The following is a 21380-nucleotide window of genomic DNA, read 5'->3' as shown; positions in this document are numbered from 1 at the left end:
TTGCATTATTCAACACTATTTCTGTATAATTATAACCATCATTAACTAACGAGGTGAATTTATGGAGAAACAAGAAAAGAAACAAAAGTTTCAAATGCCACACATTTACGTTATTCTATTTATTATTATCTTGCTTGCATCAGTAGCGTCTTACATTATTCCAGCAGGTACATTCGATCGTGAAGAAGTAAATGGAATTAACGTAATTATTGCAGATACGTTCCACTATATCGACCAAGCACCGGTTACTTTCATGGAATTTATGACAGCGATTCCAAGAGGAATTCAAGAAACTGTTATTATCATATTCGGTATTTTAGCAATTGGTGCGATGTTTGGTGTCATTGAAAAAGCTGGAATTATCGATGTTATTTTAAACTTCCTAATTAAAACATTTGGAAACAAAGGTTTACTTATCGTTCCTGTAATTTCCTTTGTACTTGCACTATTCGTTGCGATGACAGGAATGATTGAAGCATCACTCATTTTCTTACCAGCATTGCTACCCCTATTTTTAAAATTTGGGTATGACCGTATTGCATCAACAGCAATTATATTAATATCAACTGTCATTGGATTTGCTTGTGGTTTAACAACTGCTGCAAACGTCGGTACAGCACATACGATTGCTGAGCTTCCATTATTCTCTGGTCTATGGTACCGTGCAATAGCATTAGTAATTATGCTCACTGTTGGTATTATCTTTGTCAGTCGTTATATTAAAAAAGTACAAAAAAATCCAGAGGCTTCATTTGTTACAGATAACGTTGACAATAGTGAATTTGTAAAAGAAAAAGTCGAATATCCAAAATCAGAGACAAGAACAGTTATTGCAACATTCGTATTAATTGTTTTACTCGTTTTAATGGCATTTATGATTTTCCAATATAAATGGTACTTCTTAGAATTAGGTGGTTACTATATCTTTAGTGGTATTTTAATCGGTCTAATTGCAGGATTAAAGCCATCTAAAATAGCTGAATATATGAACGACGGTATGCGTATGATCTTACTCGGAGCATTCATCGTTGGGGTTGCGAGAGCAATTTCTGTCGTCTTAGCAGATGGTATGATTATGGACACAATTGTATACGGATTAAGTAAAGTTGTAGTACTTTTACCTGAATCAATAATTCCAGTTGCAATGATGGTTGTCCAAGGGTTAATTAACTTCTTAATCCCTTCAGGTAGTGGACAAGCAGCTGCGACGATGCCTATTATTATCGGAATTGTCGACTTAACAGAAATGACAAGACAAACTGCCGTACTTGCATTCCTATTTGGTGATGGGTTCTCAAATATTTTCTACCCAACATCAGGATACTTCATGGCAGCATTAGCAATTGCAAAAATTAAATATACAGACTGGATCAAATTCATTTGGCCGTTAATCCTTGTTTGGTACACAATCGGTGCGGTATTACTCGTCATCGCGTACTTCATCAACTACGGTCCAATGTAAAGGGCTGACTGTAAAACAGTTACAATGAAAAAAGCAGATGCTGACGCATCTGCTTTTTTTACATAAACGGATTCGTATTGATGTTTGTTGATACGACTTTTAAAGCAATTTTTTCAGCTAATATATTTTTTAATCCGTCGATCATCATATATTCTAAATAATGACCCGCATCGATTAAATTAAATCCTTGTTCTTTTGCATCGAATGCTTCGTGGTATTTAATGTCTCCAGTTATGAGGCAATCTGCTTGTCTCATCGCTTGAGAGATAAAGCTCGCACCACTGCCACCAACTATCGCAACACGCGCTAATTTTTCGTCATTACCTTTTACGACATTAACGATTGGTGTCTTTGATGATGTCTTTATTTGTTTAACTAAAGCATCCATTGTGCCGTTAAATTCAGCAACTACACCGAGACCGTTACTTGTTGGTTTTGTAATCGTAAATACGTCATATGCTGGCTCTTCATATGGATGTGCTTCGATCATTTTTAATATTTTATCCGTACTTCCGTCGAATATTGCTTCAATGATGACTTCATCTACGTACTCTAATTCATTATGCGTTCCAATTGTAGGATTAGCATGTTCATTTGGTCTAAATTGACCTTGAACGTCATATTCAAAGAAACATTCGCTATAGTCTCCTTGATTACCAAATCCAATGTCGCTTAACTCCTTTTTAAACGTTTCTTTATCTTCTTTAGGAATATTCACGCGTAACTTATAAGTCACCGCGTCATGACGGATTAAAGGAGATACAACTTTTAACCCGAGAGTTTCTGCAATCATAACACTTACCCCGTCATCTTGATGGTCAAGGTTTGTGTGCATTACGATTAAATTCATATCATTTTTTATAAGGGTTTTTATAATTTTTGATTGATAACTATCATCGAGTTTTGAAATTTTTGGAAAAATGATTGGATGATGCGCGATAATTGTATTCACATTTTCATTAAGTGCCTCATCAATAACGTCTAAATTACAGTCGAGTGTCGTCATAACTCCAGTGACTGTATTATCATTTGAACCAACGAGAAGACCGACGTTATCCCAGTCCTCAGCGTCTTTAAACGGTGCAACTGTATTAAGAACTGCCATTAACTCTTTAATATTCATGATTAATCACCTGATTAATTAAATTTATGTCGTTCGTAATCTCTTCTAACTTATCTGTTTTTTTACTCGATTGTTCAATTTGACTTTTAATATGCTGTAGGTGTTCTTTATCTTTTTGTAATTTTAATAAAAAAAGATTTGTTCTATCTTTTAAATTGATAGGTCCAAATTTAAACTCTAAATCACTCAAATCGTCTTCACCATATTCAAATACGATGAGTTCATAAAATTTATTATTATAGAAGTTTATTTCTTCAGAGATAATTTTATAGTTTAAATTGGCCATCTCACGCCTAACAGATTCACCATAAACATTTGAGCTTACTACAAACCTCGGCGTATTATTTAAATAACTTATGCCTTCTTTTATAATAGACGCGATTAAAGGACCGCCCATACCACAAATCGTAATAGTATCAAACTGTTCATCTTTTTGAATAACAGATAAACCAGACCCTAGTCTCACATCGATTTTGTCGTCAAATTTATATCCTTTAACATTCGATTTTGAGTTTTCAAACGGTCCTTTAACAACTTCACCTGCTACGGCATATTTAATTTTGTTTTGTTCTATTAAATAAATAGGTAAATACGCATGGTCACTACCGACGTCTAACAATCTTTCTCCAACAACGTATTTACTTACTGCTTTTAGTCTCGTGTCAATCATTATGTTCACCTAATTTAAAAAAACTCCTACATCAAATGTAGGAGTTATAATTTCAATTATTTATTACTTAGTAAAGAATTCATAAATTGCGTCGATTTCTTCATCTGAAATTTGACTTTCAGAGAACGCTGGCATTGCAGTTCCTTCAATACCATTTCTAACATCTTTAACAAATGTTTCTTTGTCAACGCCAGTTCCAGCTAAAGCAGGACCCATACCACCAGAGAAGTCTTGACCGTGACAAGACGAACAGTTATCTTTTGCTACGCTTTCACCATCAGCATCTCCAGAAGATGCGTTATCTCCGTCTTGTTGTTCAGTTCCGTTATCAGCAGTATCTTCACCATCATCAGTAGCTCCGTACGAAGAAAGTAAGAATACAAGTCCGACACCTAGGAAGATGATCAGTAAGAATGGGATAATTGGATTCTTGTTCATTAAATTTCCCTCCCCTTATAATTAGCATATTCTTATTCAATTGTATACTACTTGCAAGTAAATTCCAACGAGTTTTTTTAGTAATTATACACTTTGTTCACAATTAATCCATAAAATCTTTAAGTTTTTTAGATTGAGATGGGTGACGTAGTTTTCTTAACGCTTTCGCTTCGATTTGACGTATACGTTCTCGTGTCACTCCAAACACTTTACCAACCTCTTCTAACGTACGAGTACGTCCGTCATCTAAACCAAAACGAAGACGTAATACATTCTCTTCACGGTCCGTTAACGTATCAAGTACATCTTCTAATTGATCTTTAAGCATTTCATATGCTGCGTGGTCTGATGGACTTTGTGCTTCAACGTCTTCGATGAAATCACCAAGGTGAGAGTCATCTTCTTCACCAATCGGAGTCTCAAGAGAAACTGGTTCTTGTGAGATTTTTAAAATTTCTCTTACGCGGTCAGCTGTAATGTCCATTTCTTCTCCAATTTCTTCAGGTGTTGGTTCACGCCCTAAATCTTGAAGTAATTGTCTTTGAATACGAATGAGTTTGTTAATCGTTTCAACCATATGAACAGGGATACGAATTGTTCTCGCTTGGTCAGCAATCGCACGCGTAATCGCTTGACGAATCCACCACGTTGCATACGTAGAGAATTTAAACCCTTTCGTAAAGTCGAATTTTTCAACAGCTTTAATGAGTCCCATATTACCTTCTTGAATAAGATCAAGGAATAACATCCCACGACCGACATAACGCTTAGCAATACTCACTACAAGACGTAAGTTTGCTTCTGCTAATTTATTTTTAGCCTCTAAGTCTCCCTCTTCAATGCGTTTTGCGAGTTCAACTTCTTCTTGAGCTGTTAATAAGTCAACGCGTCCGATTTCTTTTAAATACATACGTACCGGATCGTTAATTTTAATACCGACTGGTGCAGACATATCACGTACGTCTAATTTATCATCTTTATCTTCAGCGTCTTTTTCGTTAACAAGTTCAATCTCTGCAGTATGAATTTGCTCAAAAAATTCATCCATTGCATCAGAGTCTAAGTCAAAATTTTGTAACTTATCGGCAATTTCTTCGTGAGATAACTCACCTTCTTGTTTTCCTTTTTCTAATAGGAACTGTTTTACAGACTCAATATTCGTCATATCTAGTTCATTTTCATCTAATGATAGCGTCTTTTTAACAGACATTGAAATCCCCCTAATTTATTTTGACTTTGGAAATTTTTGGAGTTCTATTAATTGATTAAAGAGTTCTAACGCTCGCTCATCATCTCCAATGAGTTCAGCTTGCTCAATTTCTTTGATCAGATTATTTTTCTCCCCACTACTTGAACTTATACCACAAATCGCCTGTATATAATCATTTAATTCTTGTTCTTCTAAGACAGGTAAATCAGTCGCGATAATATGTTCTAAACAAGTGATTAATTCGGGGTCAATATAAGATATAAACATCTGTTTATCAAATGTATCGAATTCGCTAAAATATTCCACTAATTTATTTATTATATCATGATAACCATTTGTTTGAAATAAATTTAAGTCAAAATTTGAGGTAAAATACCGCATTCTCTCTTTACTATTGATTAATGTATGCATAATATGTTTCTCTTTAAATTCACGTGACGTTACACGTGTCACACTCGGACTACTGAACGTTATTTTATTGCCTCGTCGACGTTGTTTTTTTGGTAATTGTCGATGGATAAGCTCTGCATCAACTTCATAGAGTTCAGATATTTGTTTAACAAGTCGGCTTCGTTCCACTTCGTTATCAATATATTTTAAGAGTTGAATCGAATGATTTAAGTACTCAGAGAACTTTAAGTCGTTTCGTTTTGAACTTTTAAGTTTTTCTTTCGCATCATAAACAATAAAATGATCTCGGTTCTCATAAATATATTTCTCAAATGATTCTTCGCCATGCTTTTCAATAAACTCATCCGGGTCCATACCTGTTTGTAACGGAATGACATATGGATTTCCTTTTTGTTCGAGTATCTTTTCTCCGACCGATTGAGTTGCATTTTTACCCGCTTCGTCTCCGTCGAACATTAATGTTATATTTTTAGAGACTCGCTTTAAAATTTCAATTTGCTTTAAAGACACACTCGTCCCCATCGTCGCGACGACATTTTTTATAGATGTATTTTTTACTTTTAATACATCCATATGTCCTTCCATTAAAATCACTTCTTTTTCATCTTGGATAACTTTATAAGCATCAGATAAATTAAATATAATCGAGCTTTTATGGAAGATGTCTGTTTCAGGAGAGTTTAAATATTTCGGTGTATCATCACCTAACGCTCGTGCTGTAAAAGCGACATATTTACCTTTATGATTTTTAATCGGTATCATAATACGGTTTCTAAATCGGTCAAAGTACTCGAACGTCTCTTCGTTTCGTGCAACGAGACCAGCTTGGTACATCATCTCTTTAGAGAACTTTAGATTTTCTAATAGCTGAATAGCACTATCTTTTATATTTGGAGCAAAACCAATCTTTTCCTTTTTGATTTGTTCGAGTGTAAAACCTCTCTTTAATAAATAGTTCAGTGCTTCTTTCCCTTCAGCAGTTGACACTAAAATATTATGATAGTTATCTACCATAATCTCATGCATTTTAATGAGTTGAAGCTCTTTTGAATTCACATTCGTTTGTTTATGTTTAACTTTAATACCCGAACGCTCGCCAAGAGATTGTAATGCTTCATTGAAGGGAAGATTTTCCATCTCCATATAAAAATCAATTACTGATCCATTTGCTCTACAACCGAAGCAATAATAACTTCCCGTATCTTTATAAACGTTAAAAGAAGGTGTTTTTTCGTTATGAAATGGACAAAGCCCAACGTAGTTATTACCTCTTTTTTCTAAATCAACATATTCTGAAATGAGATTTACAATGTCAGTAGATTCTTTTACTTGATCCACTACAGATTTTTCTGCCATTCAATACACCTCTATAAATTCATAATTCTAATAATCTCACTCGCGGTTTCTTCTATCGCTTTATTTGTAACATTGATTGTACAGCAACCAATTTTTTTAACTGTTTGATGGAAATACTCGAGTTCCGCTTCGATTCTTTCGTTTTGCCCGTATTTAGCATTTTCAAGTAAACCAAGTTGCTCGAGTCGTCTTTTTCGGATTTCAAACAGTGAAGATGGATCAATTTCTAAACCGATACATTTATTAGGGTCGATTTCAAATAGTTGTTCTGGTAATTCGACTTCTGGGACAAGTGCAATATTAACAACTTTATATCCCCTATATGCTAAAAACTGTGAAAGTGGTGTTTTAGATGTTCTCGAAACACCAATTAATACGATATCTGCATATTTTAAACCAGATGGGTCTCTACCATCGTCATAACGTACTGCGAATTCAATCGCTTCTATCTTTTTGAAATAGTCCGCGTCGAGTTTATGGACACGACCAGGTTCATATAACGGTCCATCCTCTAGTTTTTCTTTCAACATATCCATAACTGGTGTCATAACGTCTACAAATGGAATATTGAGTTGTGTTAGTTTCTCTACAATATACTTTGAAAGCTCTGGTTTAATGAATGTGAAAATTACAACGACATTATCTAATTTAATCGATTGAATGAAATTATCGATATCCTTTACATCAGTTAAATGTGCATATCTCTTTAAATTTCTTTCTTCTACTACAACATCAAATTGAGATAGTGCTGCTCGTGCAACTACTTCTCCAGTTTCACCAATAGAATCTGATGCAATGACTATTTTTAAATTTTTCACGTATGATCATTCCTTTATAAAACGATAGATATATGTGTGATTGATACGTTTTGTTGCATTGTGAATACTTTAATTATATAATATATGTGACAGCGAGTTAAGAGTAGTGAAAGCTTAACGCATAAATTGGCATATAAAAGTAAATAACGAAATGAAGTAATTTTAAATTATAAATAAGGGTGGAACCGCGGGTATATACTCGCCCCTGGGTAACATTTTTTTGTTATCCAGTTTTTTTATGTAAAAGGAGAATGAAAATGTCAGAAGAAAAAAAGTACTCAATGGAAGAAATTGTAAACTTCGCGAAAACGAGAGGTTTTGTGTTCCCTGGTTCTGAAATCTATGGTGGTCTTGCGAACACTTGGGATTACGGTCCACTTGGAATCGAATTAAAAAACAACGTCAAACAACAATGGTGGAAAAAATTCATTCAAGAATCTCCATATAACGTTGGAATCGATGCATCTATTTTAATGAACCCTAAAGTATGGGAAGCATCAGGTCACTTAGAAAACTTTAACGACCCGATGATCGACTGTAAAGCATGTAAAGCACGTCTTCGTGCAGATAAGCTGATTGAAGAACATATGCATAAAACAGACGATAGCTTTGTTGCTGATGGTATGGAATTCGATGAGATGAGTAAACTCATTGACGATGAAGGTATTAACTGTCCAGTGTGTGGTGCACATGACTTTACTGAAATTCGTCAATTTAACTTAATGTTTAAAACGAGCCAAGGGGTAACAGAAGATTCTTCTACAGATATTTTCTTACGTCCTGAAACAGCTCAAGGAATTTTCGTTAACTTTAGAAATGTACAACGTTCGATGCGTAAAAAATTACCATTTGGTATCGGTCAAATTGGTAAATCATTCCGTAACGAAATTACTCCAGGTAACTTTACGTTCCGTACGCGTGAATTCGACCAAATGGAATTACAGTTCTTCTGTAAACCAGGTACTGAATTAAAGTGGTTTGATTACTGGAGAGATTTTGCTGAGACTTGGTTAAAAGACTTAGATATTGATATGGATAAAATTAGAATTCGTGCACACGATGAAGATGAGTTATCACACTACTCTAACTCTACAGTTGACTTTGAGTACTTATTCCCATTCGGCTGGGGAGAGTTATGGGGTATCGCATCTCGTACAGACTTCGACTTATCTAAACATATGGAGTTCTCTGGTGTTGATTTTAAATACCATGATCCAGAAACGAACGAAAAATACGTACCATTTGTTATCGAGCCGTCACTCGGTTTAGACCGTATGACACTTGCATTTTTAGTCGATGCATATGAAGTTGAAGACTTAGGCGAAGGACAAGAGCGTAACGTCTTAAAGTTACACCATAAACTTGCACCATTTAAAGCAGCAGTGTTACCACTATCTAAAAAGTTAAGTGAAGATGCAATGAAAGTATACGAGCAACTTGCTCCAGACTTCAACATCGAATTTGATGAAAGTCAATCTATCGGTAAACGTTACCGTCGTCAAGACGAAATAGGTACACCGTATTGTATTACGTTTGACTTCGACTCTGTTGAAGATAATAAAGTAACAGTACGTGACAGAGATACGATGGAACAAGAACGTATTGCTATCGCTGACTTAAATGACTACTTAAAAGAAAAAATGAAATAATAATAAAGCAGTGTCGTAAATAATTTACGACACTGTTTTTATATTTGAAGTAACTTTCTCGTTTTAAAAAATTCTCCGGTATATTCTTGAAACAACATATCGACAAACTTAAAAAGTTTCTTTCCGTCTTCTTCACCGATATTAATAGAGTTTAAATGTTCGACTTGAACGTGCTTTAAAAATGCTGCTAAATAGATTGAGCGGCTACTCACATATACTGAGCGCTCTAAATGTTCTTCATCATAATGATCATTACATATGACACCGTGGTATTTAAACGAATATCGGTTCATGTTTTCATAACTATAACTGCCACATAATACACATTTGTCAACATTTAATAGTGCACCGTACATTGGAAATAGTTTTATAATGACAAAACTTAACACCGAATATTTTTCATTTTTATCATCGAGTAATTTAAACGCTTGATGTATTAGTCGGTATAACGACGGATCAGCGATTTCTTCGTCTGTCACTCGACTAATGAGTTCAACGATATAACTCGCTATCGTATACGTGTCAAAATCATTGTTAATGGTATTGTACCCATCGATGATATCAATTTCTGTTAATGTGCCCATACCTCGGTGTCTTGAATACGTAAATAACGTATGTTTATAGCCTTGTTTTAAACTATTAAACGGACTTCTTGGCTTGTTAAATCCACGTGCCATTAACGGTACAAGTGCACCATGTTCACTGAGTACTGTGATAATTTTACTGGACTCACTATAATTCGTTTGTCGAATCATGAATCCTTTATTTTGGTGGATCAAACTATCACCTAATATTCTTCGTCTTTATAGCCTAAGCTTCTAATAAATTGAGGTTTGTTTCTCCAGTCTTTTTGGACTTTTACCCATAATTCTAAATACACTTTGTCTCCAAGTAATGCCTCGATATCTATACGTGCAAGCGTACCAACTCGCTTTAGCATCTTACCACCTTTACCGATGACCATACCTTTTTGAGAATCACGTTCGACGTAAATCGTCGCTTCGACTTTTACTTTTTCGCCGTCATTTTCTCGCTTCATCTTCGTTACTTCAACGCCAATTGAATGTGGAATTTCTTGTTCAGTTAATAGTAAAATCTTTTCACGAATTAACTCCGAAACGATAAAATGCTCTGGATGATCCGTAATTCTGTCTTTTGGATAATACATAGGGCCTTCTTCAAGGTGTGATTCAATAACATCTAATAACTGACCCGTATTTGTGCCTTGTAATGCACTAATTGGTACGACATCACTAAATTCAAAATCAGTTGTATATCGTTCAATAATTTCAGGTAACTCATCAGGGTGAATTAAATCGATCTTATTGATGACTAAAATAACAGGTGTATCTGTATCTCTAATCATATTTATGACGAATTCGTCCCCAGGACCTTTTTTCTCAGTTGCATTTACGACGAATAAAATCACTTCGGTTTCACGTAGCGTTCGTTTAGCAACGCGCATCATATGTTCACCGAGCTGATGTTTTGGTTTATGAATACCCGGTGTGTCGATAAAAATCATTTGTGCTGTTTCTGTCGTATACACACCTTGAATTTTATTTCTCGTCGTTTGTGGTTTATCACTCATAATCGCGACTTTTTGACCGAGCACGTGATTCATAAATGTCGACTTACCAACGTTTGGTCGCCCGACTATTGTAATAAAACCAGATTTAAATGTTGACATTAATCCATATCCTTTCCGCTAAATCCAAGTGGTAACAATTCATCGACCGTCTTTTTAATGCAGCGCTTATCTTTACTTAACATATAGACTGGCATATCATCATGAGTTAGTTCTTTTAATACTTGACGACATACACCACATGGACTCGCTGGATCTTTAGCATCTGTAATTACAACACATGCTTTAAACTTTGTAATCCCTCTTGCATACGCAGAAACAAGTGCTGTACGTTCTGCACAAATTGTCGCTGGATACGATGCGTTTTCGATATTTGCACCGTACACGTATTCATCGTCTTCAGTAATGAGTAATGCACCAACATTAAATTCAGAATACGGTGTATAAGCGTTTTGTTGTGCTTTGATTACTTCATCGTACCATTCATCTTTAAAAATCCCATCATCAATAATTGCCATTTATAACACTCCTATCAATTTTAATAACCTTGGTAGTAATATGATTACACCAATTAAGGCTGCGTAAATACTCGAAAGTAATACTGCAAAACTTGCGATATCTTTTGCATATTTTGCATGTTGTTCAAAATCACTCGTTACGAGGTCAACGACCTCTTCGATTGCTGTATTTAAAGCCTCTGTAAGTAGCACTAAAAATATTGCACTTAATATAAAGAGCCATTCCGTCATATTAATAGATAAAAAATAAGATACGATGATAACACATACTGCACTTACTAAATGTAAGACGTAATGAGAGTCTTTTGTAACGAGTCGTAGAAATCCAGAAAATGGATATTTAAACCGCTTCATGTTAATCTCTCGTGATTCCAAATGCATTTAATATTTCTTTTTGAAGGCCGAACATTTCTTTTTCATCTGCTTTAGTCATATGATCATATCCAAGTAAATGTAAAAATCCATGTAAAGATAAAAACATCAATTCACGTTTATATGAGTGACCATATTCTTCTGCTTGCTCTTTCGCACGATTAGTATTAATAATAATATCTCCAAGAGTTACTGGCATTCCTGGAATTTCTATATCATCATTTTCATCGTCTAAAAAGGCAAATGAAATAACGTCTGTCACTTCGTCTTTATTTCGATAGTCTCTGTTAATTTCTTTTATTTCATCTTCTGAAACAAATGATATAGATACTTCAGCATCTTCACTTTGTTTTAAAAACTCATATGAATAATTAAGTAGTGATTCTATATCTTCTTTTTCTAAATCTGACGAATAATTCTCATCGTCTAAAAAATCAATCGTTAACATTTAAATCACCTGCTTCATATGCACGAATTATTCTTGATACAAGTGGGTGTCTCACAACGTCTTGATCTGTAAAGTGATTAATTTGAACACCACGTACGTTTCTTAATCGTTCTACACTTTCAATTAAGCCACTTCTCGTTTTACTCGGTAAGTCAATTTGTGTTTCGTCTCCTGTGACGACCATTTTAGAACCAAATCCAAGACGTGTTAAAAACATCTTCATCTGCATTGAAGTCGTATTTTGTGCCTCATCTAATATGATAAAAGCGTCATTTAACGTACGTCCTCTCATATACGCAAGAGGTGCAACTTCAATAATGCCACGTTCGATAAGACGATCCGTATGTTCTTGACCTAAAATTGCATGTAGACCGTCATATAACGGACGTAAATACGGGTCCACTTTTTCTTTTAAATCACCAGGTAAAAATCCTAGGTTTTCTCCTGCTTCTACTGCTGGTCTTGTTAATACGATTCTTTTAATATCATTATCTTTTAACATTTGGCACGCAATAACGACAGCTAAAAATGTTTTACCTGTACCTGCTGGTCCGATACCAAAGGTTAAGTCGCTGTTTTTAATATGATTGACGTATATTTGTTGTCCAGTTGTTTTAGCTCGAACCGGTTTACCTCTATAATCTTTTGCGATCTCTTCTTTGTATAGATCTTCTAAATATTCTAACGTGTCCTTTTCTGCCATTTGAATTGCAGATTGTAAGTCACGTAAAGTTACTTGATGACCTTGTTGCTTTACGCGAAGTAAGGACATTAAAATATTATAGATTTTTACTTCTGTTTCTTCATTATCACTTTGAATTTTAACTTCATGTCCATTTGAACGAATCTCAGCGTCATATTCATCTTCTAAAACTCGAATATGGGAATCGTTTACCCCTAAAATTTGTTGTGCGTCGTCCAAATTATCAAAATGTATCACTTTTGGCATGTACTAACCCTCTCTGTTTTGAAGTATAACTATTTTTTAGATTACCTAAAATATACCATAAATAGTGATATAACTATAGTCACGAACACTACATGGATGATTTCTAATATCCCAAGTTGCTTTGGTTTCCATCCTCTCCCGTAGACATAAACCGCTCTTATAAAACCAAATGTAAATGCGATACCGACTACAGGATGGTAAATAAAACCAATAATCATTACTATAAAATGATAAATAAACGATGCCCATTTATAAGTCGGATTATTCTTCTCACGAATGACTGTTTTAACAACGAGTGCTGATCCAATGAAATATAGTGTCGATACAATCATCACAAAGTATAGATTAAACGTCATTGAATGAGTGTTTAAAAATGCTGTTGCACTACCTGCTAAACTGAAAATGATAATTGCTGCTATATTATTCAGCATATTTCTTTCATCGCGTGTGTAGGAAAAATAAGCATTCAATATACCGAATGGAATCATACATAGGAAAAAGAAAATGACTCTATAATCAGTAACAATCGGATAAATTAGAATTAGAAGCGATAGACTCGTAAAAAGAAGCGCACTATTTAAAACTTCATATTCTTTACGTTTAATTCTTTTAAAAAAATAAAGTATATGATCAGCTGCAAAAAATATGAACAACCATCCGATAATGAAAAACAATTGAGAAACATGGAATCCTCCTGCAACTATTCCTAATATCGGAGGCATAAAAACCATCGCCCATGCACCGTGCTGGTTTTGCTTTTTAAATTTAAACTCCATTACTCACACCTCTCCTCCATTATACAATGAATACTCATGTAAACAAAAAAGAGCTAGGTAATTACCTAACTCTTCTCATCTTACTTTTCGGCGGACCGAGAATCTCTTTCATCACGATACCGTTAACGACTGCTTCTTTATCGAATGATAACTTTTTATTGTACGGACTATCGTCAAAGATAACTTGTTTTACTTCATCAGTTCCATTCGTGAGAACTGATTTTTCTTTATTTTTTTGTAGCTCTGCGACTCTCTTTTTCGCTTCATCCGCTTGACGCTGTCTTTCTTTGAGTCGTTCTTTTTCACGTTTATATTTGTCCTCAACGGCCTTTTTAGAAGTTTTGTCTAACTTAGGTTTTCCTTGTTGTGTTGTCGTCTCTTGCTTTAAGTCCGTAAATTCTTTTTTTAAACGTTTAAACTCGTCCACCGCTTCAGTTTTTGATTTTTGATATTTTTCATTTAGTTTATCAAAATCAATATTTCTTGGATTCTTAGATTGCTTTTCCTTTTCTTTAGCATCATTGAGATATGATATTATCCCACCAATAGCAAAAATTATTAATGGTACGAGTAACTCCATATTATCACTTACTCTTCTTCATTATATTTCGTTGGATCTGTCATCTTGTTAATAGAATCTCTCATTTTAGTGTCTGCTTCGATGTTCTTTAAATCGTAGTATTCACTTACAGTGATACGGCCTTCCTCTAAAGCTTTTGCAAATGCAAGTGGTACTCTAGATTCAGATTCTACTACTTTCGCGTGCATCTCTTGAACACGTGCTCTCATTTCTTGTTCTTCGGCTACTGCCATTGCACGGCGCTCTTCAGCTTTTGCTTGAGCGATATTTTTATCTGCCACAGCTTGTTCAGTTTGAAGGTCTGCACCGATGTTTTTACCGATATCTACGTCAGCGATATCAATCGATAGAATTTCAAACGCAGTTCCTGAGTCTAGTCCTTTTTCAAGTACAGTTTTTGAGATTAAATCTGGGTTTTCTAATACAACTGTGTGATGCTTTGAAGAACCGATTGTCGATACGATACCTTCACCAACACGTGCTACAATTGTTTCTTCACCGGCACCACCGACGAGACGGTCGATGTTGGCACGTACTGTAATACGCGCTTTCGCTTTTACTTCGATACCATTCATTGCAACACCGGCAATAAATGGCGTTTCGATAACTTTCGGGTTAACTGACATTTGAACAGCTTCTAAAACGTCACGGCCTGCTAAGTCAATTGCTGCACAGCGTTCAAACGTTAAGTTGATATCTGCACGTTGTGCCGCAATTAATGCATCAATTACTCTGTCTACGTTACCACCAGCTAAGTAGTGTGATTCTAATTGGTTAGTCGTTACGTCAATACCAGCTTTACGTGCTTTAATTAACGGTTCTACAACACGTTTTGGTTTTACTTTTCTTAAACGCATACCAATTAACGTAAATATACCAATCTTAACTCCAGCAGCTAATGCTGAAATCCATAATCCTACTGGAACAAAAGATAAAATAAACATTACCGCTATAAAAATAACGACAACGAATAATATAAGTGAGATTAAACCACCTGTCATTAATTATCCACCTCTTCATTTTTTATCGGTCTAACAACAATTCGAGTACCTTCAACGAAGATCACTTTTACTTTAACGTCTCTTTCTATAAAAGTTCCCTCTGCTACCGCATCAATTCTATTATCATCGATTATTACTGTTCCAGAAGGTCTTAATGGTACTGCAGTCACGCCTACTTTTCCAAGTAGATAAGAACGGTCATCAAATGAAGTATAACCACTTTCGCTGTCTGTCGCGTCTGTCAAGACAAAACGCTTCCATAATGGGACTCTCTTCTTTTTCATTTTGACTAAAACACCTACCTCTATCGCAACTAAAATGATAATGAGAAATACGATAACACTATAAAGCATTGGGTCATTCGTTATAAATATAATACTTATAAAGAGTAAAATCGTTCCGATGACGCCGAGTACTAATCCGAAGATAAAAAACTCTAAAACGATTAGTGCAGACGCAACTAATAGTAATAACAACGCAAACACACTCGACTCGTTTACGAGTATATGTCCGAGATAAAATGTGAAGATCGAAAATATACTTAGTACACCAACGAAATTAATTTTGTGTGAAAAGAGTTGATATGTAAGTCCTAGAAAGAACGTTAACAAAAGAATTGTTGAAACGACTGGACTCGATATAAAGTTAATAATATTTATCAATAACCCGTTCACGTTGAATTCCTCCATTTTATTATACATAACTCCATTAATTTTTTATATAAAAAAGGGGATGATTCTCATCATCCCTTTATTTATAATTCTGTTACTCGAGGGAGTTACACGAATTATCTAAATTTACGTTTACGTGCCGCTTCTGATTTTTTCTTACGTCTTACAGAAGGTTTTTCGTAATATTCTCTTTTACGTGCTTCTTTAATCGTACCGCTTTTAGAAACTGTACGCTTGAAACGACGTAACGCATCTTCGATAGATTCGTTTTTTCTTACTACTGTTTTAGTCATCGTGTTCCCCTCCCTCCGAAATAACACAAAGAGCAAATATTTAAGATATTAAAATAATATCTAGTGTATATTATATTATAAATTTAATAATATGGTCAAGGTGTTTTAATATTCTGAATTACTTTTTTCACCTAGAACAATTTTCACGCCACTTGATGCACCAAGTCTTGTTGCACCTTTTTCAATCATTTGTAATGCGTCTTCTTTAGAGCGGATGCCTCCACTTGCTTTAACACCGAGTGCATCTCCAACTGTTGACTTCATTAGCGTAACGTCTTCTACTGATGCTCCTCTTCCGTTAAATCCTGTTGAAGTTTTAACGAAATCTGCACCTGCTTTTTTAGAAAGTTCACTCGCTGTTACGATCTCATCAGGAGTTAGTAACGCTGTTTCAATAATTACTTTAACAAGCGCTTCACCTTTAACATTTACGACTGCTTCTATGTCTTTTTGAACCGTTTCTAAATCTCCAGTTTTTAATGCGCCGATATTAATGACCATGTCAATTTCATCAGCACCATTACGAATCGCTTGAACCGTTTCAAACTGTTTAACTTCTGACGTCGTCGCTCCGAGTGGGAATCCAACAACTGTACAAACTTTCGTGTCGCTACCTTCAAGTAGAGACTTACATAGCTCAACGTGTGACGGATTCACACAGACGCTAAAGAAATTATATTGTTTTGCTTCTTCACATAATTTTTTAATATCGTCTGTTGTTGTATCTGGTTTTAATAATGTGTGATCGATATATCGTTCTATTTTCATTTAAATCCTACTTTCCATATGTGCAGCTTCACTTGTGTGCACATGTCTTTCTAAATAATCGTACTGTTTTACCATCGGTTTTTCGAGTACTTTAACGATTTCACCTTTTGATACTGGATAACCTGGCTCTGTCACTTTAACTTTAACGAGTTCACCAGTTAGGCTTTCATCTCCATCTACTGCTACTTTCATGTAATTATCCGCATGTCCAACGAGAATACCGTCTTCCATTTTTTCAGGAATAATTTCTAATACGTCATCTTTAAACTTCTCAGCATAGCTTAACGCAAGTGCGTCCGATAACTCGATGAGTTTTTTTACGCGCGCTTCTTTCGTTTCATTATCGATTTGATCTTTCATACGTGCAGCTGGTGTTCCTGTACGTGTTGAGTACGGGAATACGTGTAATTCTGAGAAATGATGCTTTTTAATGAAATCATATGTTTCCATAAACTCTTCTTCTGTTTCACCAGGGAATCCAACGATAACATCTGACGTAATCGCAGCACCTGGCATCATTTCTTTAAGTCTTAAAATACGAGATTCATAAAAGTTCATCGTGTACTTACGTCTCATACGTTTTAAAACAGTATCTGATGCAGATTGAACAGGTATATGGAAGTGTCTTACAATTTTATTTGAATGATAAATAACATCGAGTACTTCATCTGTTAATTGCGACGCTTCGATACTAGAGATTCTTAAGCGATTAAGACCTTCGACTTTTTCGAGATCTCTTAATAGCATTGCTAAGTTATAATCTTTTAAGTCTTCACCATATCCACCAGTATGAATACCTGTTAAAATGATTTCTTTATAACCTGCTTCAACAAGTTTTTCTGCTTGTTCAATTACCTTTTCAGGGTCTCTAGAACGCATTAAACCACGTGCCCACGGAATAATACAAAATGTACAGAAGTTATTACACCCTTCTTGAATTTTTAACGTCGCACGTGTGCGGTCTGTAAAGTACGGTACGTCCATTTCTTCAAACGTACGTTTTTTCATAATGTTTTGAACACGGTTAATCGGTTGACGTTCTTCATGATACTGTTCGACATAGTCAATTAACTTATCACGATTTTCTGTACCGATAATTATATCGACACCAGGTATTGCTTCTATCTCTTTTGGTGCTGTTTGAGCATAACATCCAGATACTGCAATGACTGCATCTGGATTTTGACGAATCGCTCGACGAATCACTTGACGTGACTTTTTATCACCTGTATTCGTTACTGTACAAGTGTTCACAACAAAAACATCAGCATTATCTTCAAACTCAACGCGTGAATATCCTGCATCTTTAAAAATTTGCCACATCGCTTCGGTTTCGTAATGGTTTACTTTACAACCGAGCGTTGAAAAAGCAACTGTTTTTTCCATCTATATCAAATCTTTCTTATAAAATAATCATCAGCTATTTTAACATAATGAAAAGTGCGCTTCAATAAACGTTAATTATAGAAGCTGTCGATCACCGATAACATATATAAAGGTGCGGTCTCTGCACGTAATATACGTTTCCCGAGTTGAACGATTGTAAAGTTATTATGTGACGTGACTTCACTCTCTGTAAATCCACCTTCAGGTCCGAAAATAATCGCGATATGTGTGTCTGTTCTATTTAAAGCAGTTGCGAATTTTTTATTTTCTTGAAGACGAACATCTTCATAACCTATAAAGACGTTATCATACTGTGTAAAATCTATTGACTTTAGTTTACCTAGAAATTCGATCGTAGGTATCGTATTACGTTTTGACTGTTCGCTTGCTTCTGTTACGATTTTTTCAAAACGTGTTTTACGTTTTTGTTTTTTCTTTTCATCAAGCTTTACAACTGAACGATCTGCGTCATAAAAGTAGAAATGTTCCGCACCGAGTTCGGTACTTTTTTGCAGCATAAAATCAAGTTTATCTCCTTTTAAAAACGGAGTATATACACTCACTTTAATGTTGCTCTCTACACTTTGAAGCGTCGAAATCACTTCTATTTTAAATGGAGTGTCTTCAATTATGTTCACGATAAAGACATCTTTGTTTTTGTCCACAACTTCTATTTTGTCACCAATAGACATACGCATCACATTAAAAATGTGATGCGTATCTACATTTAAGTCTGTATAAATTTCGTTTTCTTGTAAAACAGTATCTACAAAATATCTTTGCATAGCACTTATCCTTTTTTAGATAGTATACTCACCCATCCATCGTCTTCTAAAACTTCGATTATACTAAATCCAGCATCTTTTAATTGCGAAAGAATATCTTCTTTTTTCTCTACAATAATACCACTTGAGATAAAGTAACCGCCATCGTTTAATACTCGATAAGAATCTGTAATCATATCCTCAATAACATGAGCTAATATATTAGCAACGACTATATCGTAATTTTTTTTGTCATTTTTTAATAAATCCGCAGCTCTTAAATCGACTGGTTTAGTATCGTTTAATTTAAAGTTTTCTTCAGCAACTTTTAATGATAACGTGTCTATATCTGTTGCTGTTAAGTCTCTCGCATCCATTAAATACGCGCCGATTGTTAGAATACCAGAACCTGTACCAACATCGATCACTTTATGTTCCGGACGTATGATTTTTTCGATAAACGTTAAACACATCGACGTCGTCGGATGGTCTCCTGTACCAAATGCCATTCCTGGATCAAGTTTAATTAAACGGTCATTAGCGTCATATTCATAATCATCCATTTCCCATGACGGAACAATGACAAATGACTCTGACACTCTAAAACTGTGGAAATACTTCTTCCATTCATTTTCCCAATCCGCTTCTTCTACAGTATCCACTGTAACTTCAATCTCGTCACGATTAATGATTTCTTCATTTTCAGAAATGAACTGATTAATGAGGTTCAGCTTTTCATCGAGATTTTCTGTCTCATCGTAATATACTGAAATACGAATATCGGACTCTGGATAATCACTTTCGTTTAAACGGAATTTATGTTCGAAATCATCGATATTACTTTTCATTAAATCAACTGAATAATCGACAGAAATACCATTAGAAATATCTGTTAAAAATAGAGATAGTGGTGCTTCATTTTCAATCTGTGAGTGTAACGAAATTTTATACCACTTCATAATTAGTCCCCTTTAAAGAATCGACGTGCTTTATCTGTAAATGATTCTTGCGATCCTTTTACTTGATTACCGTTTAGTTCGGCCAGTCTTCTAAATAATTCTTTTTCTTCTTCTGAAAGTTTCGTCGGTGTCTCTACTCGAATTGTAACGATTTGGTCACCAAAACCAAATCCATTGACGTTTTTAACACCTTTTTCTCTAAGACGTAATTTACGTCCAGACTGAGTGCCTGCTTTCACGTCGATTTCAACTGGTCCGTGTAATGTCGGTACTTTTACTTGGTCACCAAGCGCTGCTTGTGAGAACGTAATAGATAATTCATAGTGAATATCGTCACCATCACGTACGAACTCTTTGTCTGGTTTCACTCTAAATGCGATATAAAGGTCACCCGCTGGTCCACCGTTATATCCAGGTTCACCATATCCTTGAAGACGTACTTGTTGTCCGTTATCAATACCTTCAGGAATAGTCACTTCGATTTCAACATCTTTTTGTATTGTTCCTTTTCCGTGACACTTATCACATGGATGTTCGATTTCTTGACCTGTTCCTCCACATGTTGGACATGTACGTTGTGTTCTAATTTTACCGAATGGTGTATTTTGTTCTACATTGACGTTACCTGTTCCTGAACACGTTGAACATGTCTTTTTAGACGTTCCGGCTTTTGCTCCGCTTCCACCGCAATGATCACATTCAACTTCTTTTGTGATTGTGACAGTCTTTTTACCTCCGAAAACCGCTTCTCTAAAGTCGATTGTCATCGTATATTGTAAATCGTCACCTTGGCGTGGTGCATTTGGGTCTTGACGACGGCTTCCACCGAAGAAACTTGAGAATATATCTTCAAATCCTCCAAATCCACTTCCACCGAAGTCATTAAATCCACCGCCGAATCCTCCAGTACCATCAAATGCACTATGTCCAAACTGATCATACTGACGACGTTTTTCATCGTCATATAGTACGTCGTATGCTTCTGTTACTTCTTTAAATTTTTCGTCTGCGCCTTCTTCTTTGTTAATATCTGGGTGATATTTCTTAGACAGTTTACGATATGCGCGCTTAATTTCTTCTTTTGTTGCGTCTTTGTTTACGCCTAATACGTCATAATAATCTTTTTTAGTAGCCAATTTTTCTCCTCCAACATACAAATATTACCATTTA

The 21380-nt window shown here is 35.2% G+C and carries 24 protein-coding genes; 2 read left to right on the top strand and 22 right to left on the bottom strand.

The features are described 5' to 3' along the window. Window positions 1-61 precede the first annotated feature (61 nt). Entirely contained in the window at window positions 62-1462 is a 1401-nt protein-coding gene (locus tag CJ229_RS01540; RefSeq protein WP_102167341.1) for a YfcC family protein, read from the top strand. A gap of 58 nt (window positions 1463-1520) precedes the next feature. On the opposite strand, the gene CJ229_RS01535 is transcribed toward CJ229_RS01540, so the two are convergent. The 6 genes from CJ229_RS01535 to CJ229_RS01510 form a co-directional block, all read right to left on the bottom strand. Further along, window positions 1521-2585, bottom strand: a complete 1065-nt coding sequence (locus CJ229_RS01535; protein ID WP_102167342.1) for a Nif3-like dinuclear metal center hexameric protein — start codon at window positions 2583-2585, stop codon at window positions 1521-1523. Next, the gene (locus CJ229_RS01530; protein WP_317846600.1) at window positions 2575-3255 is read right to left on the bottom strand and encodes a tRNA (adenine(22)-N(1))-methyltransferase; all 681 of its coding nucleotides are present in this window, start codon (window positions 3253-3255) and stop codon (window positions 2575-2577) included. Before CJ229_RS01530 ends, CJ229_RS01535 begins: the two co-directional genes overlap by 11 nt. A gap of 63 nt (window positions 3256-3318) precedes the next feature. Further along, the gene (locus CJ229_RS01525; RefSeq protein WP_068128282.1) at window positions 3319-3693 is read right to left on the bottom strand and encodes a c-type cytochrome; all 375 of its coding nucleotides are present in this window, start codon (window positions 3691-3693) and stop codon (window positions 3319-3321) included. 103 nt (window positions 3694-3796) lie between these two features. Continuing rightward, window positions 3797-4903, bottom strand: coding sequence for an RNA polymerase sigma factor RpoD (gene rpoD, locus CJ229_RS01520; protein ID WP_317846599.1), 1107 nt, complete (start codon window positions 4901-4903; stop codon window positions 3797-3799). A 15-nt stretch (window positions 4904-4918) separates the two neighbouring features. Beyond that, window positions 4919-6670, bottom strand: a complete 1752-nt coding sequence (gene dnaG / locus CJ229_RS01515; protein WP_102167344.1) for a DNA primase — start codon at window positions 6668-6670, stop codon at window positions 4919-4921. 11 nt (window positions 6671-6681) lie between these two features. Continuing rightward, on the bottom strand, window positions 6682-7488 hold the full coding sequence (locus tag CJ229_RS01510) for a pyruvate, water dikinase regulatory protein (protein ID WP_068128277.1): 807 nt from the start codon (window positions 7486-7488) through the stop codon (window positions 6682-6684). A gap of 257 nt (window positions 7489-7745) precedes the next feature. Between CJ229_RS01510 and CJ229_RS01505 the strand changes: the two genes are divergently transcribed. Further along, window positions 7746-9137, top strand: a complete 1392-nt coding sequence (locus CJ229_RS01505; RefSeq protein ID WP_068128275.1) for a glycine--tRNA ligase — start codon at window positions 7746-7748, stop codon at window positions 9135-9137. Between the two features lie 38 nt (window positions 9138-9175). Here CJ229_RS01505 and recO read toward each other — a convergent pair whose 3' ends face one another. From recO to dnaJ, 16 genes are all read right to left on the bottom strand, one after another. Further along, window positions 9176-9916 (bottom strand): DNA repair protein RecO, encoded by a 741-nt coding sequence (gene recO, locus CJ229_RS01500; protein WP_070456430.1) that lies wholly within the window; start codon window positions 9914-9916, stop codon window positions 9176-9178. A gap of 8 nt (window positions 9917-9924) precedes the next feature. Beyond that, window positions 9925-10827: a GTPase Era gene (gene era / locus CJ229_RS01495; RefSeq protein WP_070622148.1), complete on the bottom strand. Its 903-nt coding sequence runs from the start codon at window positions 10825-10827 to the stop codon at window positions 9925-9927. Then, entirely contained in the window at window positions 10827-11243 is a 417-nt protein-coding gene (cdd, locus tag CJ229_RS01490) for a cytidine deaminase (RefSeq protein WP_070456427.1), read from the bottom strand. The genes era and cdd overlap by 1 nt, the downstream gene beginning before the upstream one ends. Then, window positions 11244-11597, bottom strand: coding sequence for a diacylglycerol kinase family protein (locus CJ229_RS01485; RefSeq protein WP_180953398.1), 354 nt, complete (start codon window positions 11595-11597; stop codon window positions 11244-11246). A gap of 1 nt (window position 11598) precedes the next feature. Further along, entirely contained in the window at window positions 11599-12063 is a 465-nt protein-coding gene (gene ybeY / locus CJ229_RS01480; protein WP_102167346.1) for an rRNA maturation RNase YbeY, read from the bottom strand. Next, complete coding sequence (locus CJ229_RS01475) at window positions 12050-13012, bottom strand: PhoH family protein (protein WP_068128265.1); 963 nt, start codon at window positions 13010-13012, stop codon at window positions 12050-12052. Before CJ229_RS01475 ends, ybeY begins: the two co-directional genes overlap by 14 nt. A gap of 41 nt (window positions 13013-13053) precedes the next feature. Continuing rightward, entirely contained in the window at window positions 13054-13788 is a 735-nt protein-coding gene (locus CJ229_RS01470; RefSeq protein WP_102167347.1) for a YwiC-like family protein, read from the bottom strand. A gap of 61 nt (window positions 13789-13849) precedes the next feature. Then, window positions 13850-14368, bottom strand: coding sequence for a hypothetical protein (locus tag CJ229_RS01465; RefSeq protein WP_070710270.1), 519 nt, complete (start codon window positions 14366-14368; stop codon window positions 13850-13852). An 8-nt stretch (window positions 14369-14376) separates the two neighbouring features. Beyond that, window positions 14377-15369 (bottom strand): flotillin-like protein FloA, encoded by a 993-nt coding sequence (gene floA / locus CJ229_RS01460; protein WP_040928384.1) that lies wholly within the window; start codon window positions 15367-15369, stop codon window positions 14377-14379. Beyond that, window positions 15369-16043: an NfeD family protein gene (locus CJ229_RS01455; RefSeq protein WP_168165520.1), complete on the bottom strand. Its 675-nt coding sequence runs from the start codon at window positions 16041-16043 to the stop codon at window positions 15369-15371. Before CJ229_RS01455 ends, floA begins: the two co-directional genes overlap by 1 nt. Before the next feature lie 113 nt (window positions 16044-16156). Beyond that, window positions 16157-16333 (bottom strand): 30S ribosomal protein S21, encoded by a 177-nt coding sequence (gene rpsU, locus CJ229_RS01450; RefSeq protein WP_040928386.1) that lies wholly within the window; start codon window positions 16331-16333, stop codon window positions 16157-16159. Between the two features lie 105 nt (window positions 16334-16438). Continuing rightward, window positions 16439-17101, bottom strand: coding sequence for a deoxyribose-phosphate aldolase (deoC, locus tag CJ229_RS01445; RefSeq protein WP_068128260.1), 663 nt, complete (start codon window positions 17099-17101; stop codon window positions 16439-16441). Further along, window positions 17102-18487 carry a tRNA (N(6)-L-threonylcarbamoyladenosine(37)-C(2))-methylthiotransferase MtaB gene (mtaB, locus tag CJ229_RS01440; protein ID WP_102167348.1) on the bottom strand — a complete coding sequence of 462 codons (1386 nt, stop codon included), beginning with the start codon at window positions 18485-18487 and terminating at the stop codon, window positions 17102-17104. 71 nt (window positions 18488-18558) lie between these two features. Continuing rightward, on the bottom strand, window positions 18559-19272 hold the full coding sequence (locus CJ229_RS01435; protein ID WP_102167349.1) for an RsmE family RNA methyltransferase: 714 nt from the start codon (window positions 19270-19272) through the stop codon (window positions 18559-18561). A 5-nt stretch (window positions 19273-19277) separates the two neighbouring features. Continuing rightward, complete coding sequence (gene prmA / locus CJ229_RS01430; RefSeq protein ID WP_102167350.1) at window positions 19278-20210, bottom strand: 50S ribosomal protein L11 methyltransferase; 933 nt, start codon at window positions 20208-20210, stop codon at window positions 19278-19280. A 2-nt stretch (window positions 20211-20212) separates the two neighbouring features. Beyond that, window positions 20213-21346, bottom strand: a complete 1134-nt coding sequence (dnaJ, locus tag CJ229_RS01425; protein WP_102167351.1) for a molecular chaperone DnaJ — start codon at window positions 21344-21346, stop codon at window positions 20213-20215. Between the last annotated feature and the right edge of the window lie 34 nt (window positions 21347-21380).

The sequence above is a fragment of the Nosocomiicoccus massiliensis genome (assembly GCF_002871345.2).
GTDB lineage: Bacteria > Bacillota > Bacilli > Staphylococcales > Salinicoccaceae > Nosocomiicoccus > Nosocomiicoccus ampullae_A.
This window is presented reverse-complemented; position numbering and strand designations above follow the sequence as displayed.

Coding starts and splice junctions, on each gene's coding strand:
- CJ229_RS01540 (WP_102167341.1), top strand. CDS start 62: ATGGAGAAACAAGAAAAGAAACAAAAGTTTCAAATGCCACACATTTAC.
- CJ229_RS01535 (WP_102167342.1), bottom strand. CDS start 2,585: ATGAATATTAAAGAGTTAATGGCAGTTCTTAATACAGTTGCACCGTTT.
- CJ229_RS01530 (WP_317846600.1), bottom strand. CDS start 3,255: ATGATTGACACGAGACTAAAAGCAGTAAGTAAATACGTTGTTGGAGAA.
- CJ229_RS01525 (WP_068128282.1), bottom strand. CDS start 3,693: ATGAACAAGAATCCAATTATCCCATTCTTACTGATCATCTTCCTAGGT.
- rpoD (WP_317846599.1), bottom strand. CDS start 4,903: ATGTCTGTTAAAAAGACGCTATCATTAGATGAAAATGAACTAGATATG.
- dnaG (WP_102167344.1), bottom strand. CDS start 6,670: ATGGCAGAAAAATCTGTAGTGGATCAAGTAAAAGAATCTACTGACATT.
- CJ229_RS01505 (WP_068128275.1), top strand. CDS start 7,746: ATGTCAGAAGAAAAAAAGTACTCAATGGAAGAAATTGTAAACTTCGCG.
- era (WP_070622148.1), bottom strand. CDS start 10,827: ATGTCAACATTTAAATCTGGTTTTATTACAATAGTCGGGCGACCAAAC.
- cdd (WP_070456427.1), bottom strand. CDS start 11,243: ATGGCAATTATTGATGATGGGATTTTTAAAGATGAATGGTACGATGAA.
- CJ229_RS01485 (WP_180953398.1), bottom strand. CDS start 11,597: ATGAAGCGGTTTAAATATCCATTTTCTGGATTTCTACGACTCGTTACA.
- ybeY (WP_102167346.1), bottom strand. CDS start 12,063: ATGTTAACGATTGATTTTTTAGACGATGAGAATTATTCGTCAGATTTA.
- CJ229_RS01475 (WP_068128265.1), bottom strand. CDS start 13,012: ATGCCAAAAGTGATACATTTTGATAATTTGGACGACGCACAACAAATT.
- CJ229_RS01470 (WP_102167347.1), bottom strand. CDS start 13,788: ATGGAGTTTAAATTTAAAAAGCAAAACCAGCACGGTGCATGGGCGATG.
- CJ229_RS01465 (WP_070710270.1), bottom strand. CDS start 14,368: ATGGAGTTACTCGTACCATTAATAATTTTTGCTATTGGTGGGATAATA.
- floA (WP_040928384.1), bottom strand. CDS start 15,369: ATGACAGGTGGTTTAATCTCACTTATATTATTCGTTGTCGTTATTTTT.
- rpsU (WP_040928386.1), bottom strand. CDS start 16,333: ATGACTAAAACAGTAGTAAGAAAAAACGAATCTATCGAAGATGCGTTA.
- deoC (WP_068128260.1), bottom strand. CDS start 17,101: ATGAAAATAGAACGATATATCGATCACACATTATTAAAACCAGATACA.
- mtaB (WP_102167348.1), bottom strand. CDS start 18,487: ATGGAAAAAACAGTTGCTTTTTCAACGCTCGGTTGTAAAGTAAACCAT.
- CJ229_RS01435 (WP_102167349.1), bottom strand. CDS start 19,272: ATGCAAAGATATTTTGTAGATACTGTTTTACAAGAAAACGAAATTTAT.
- prmA (WP_102167350.1), bottom strand. CDS start 20,210: ATGAAGTGGTATAAAATTTCGTTACACTCACAGATTGAAAATGAAGCA.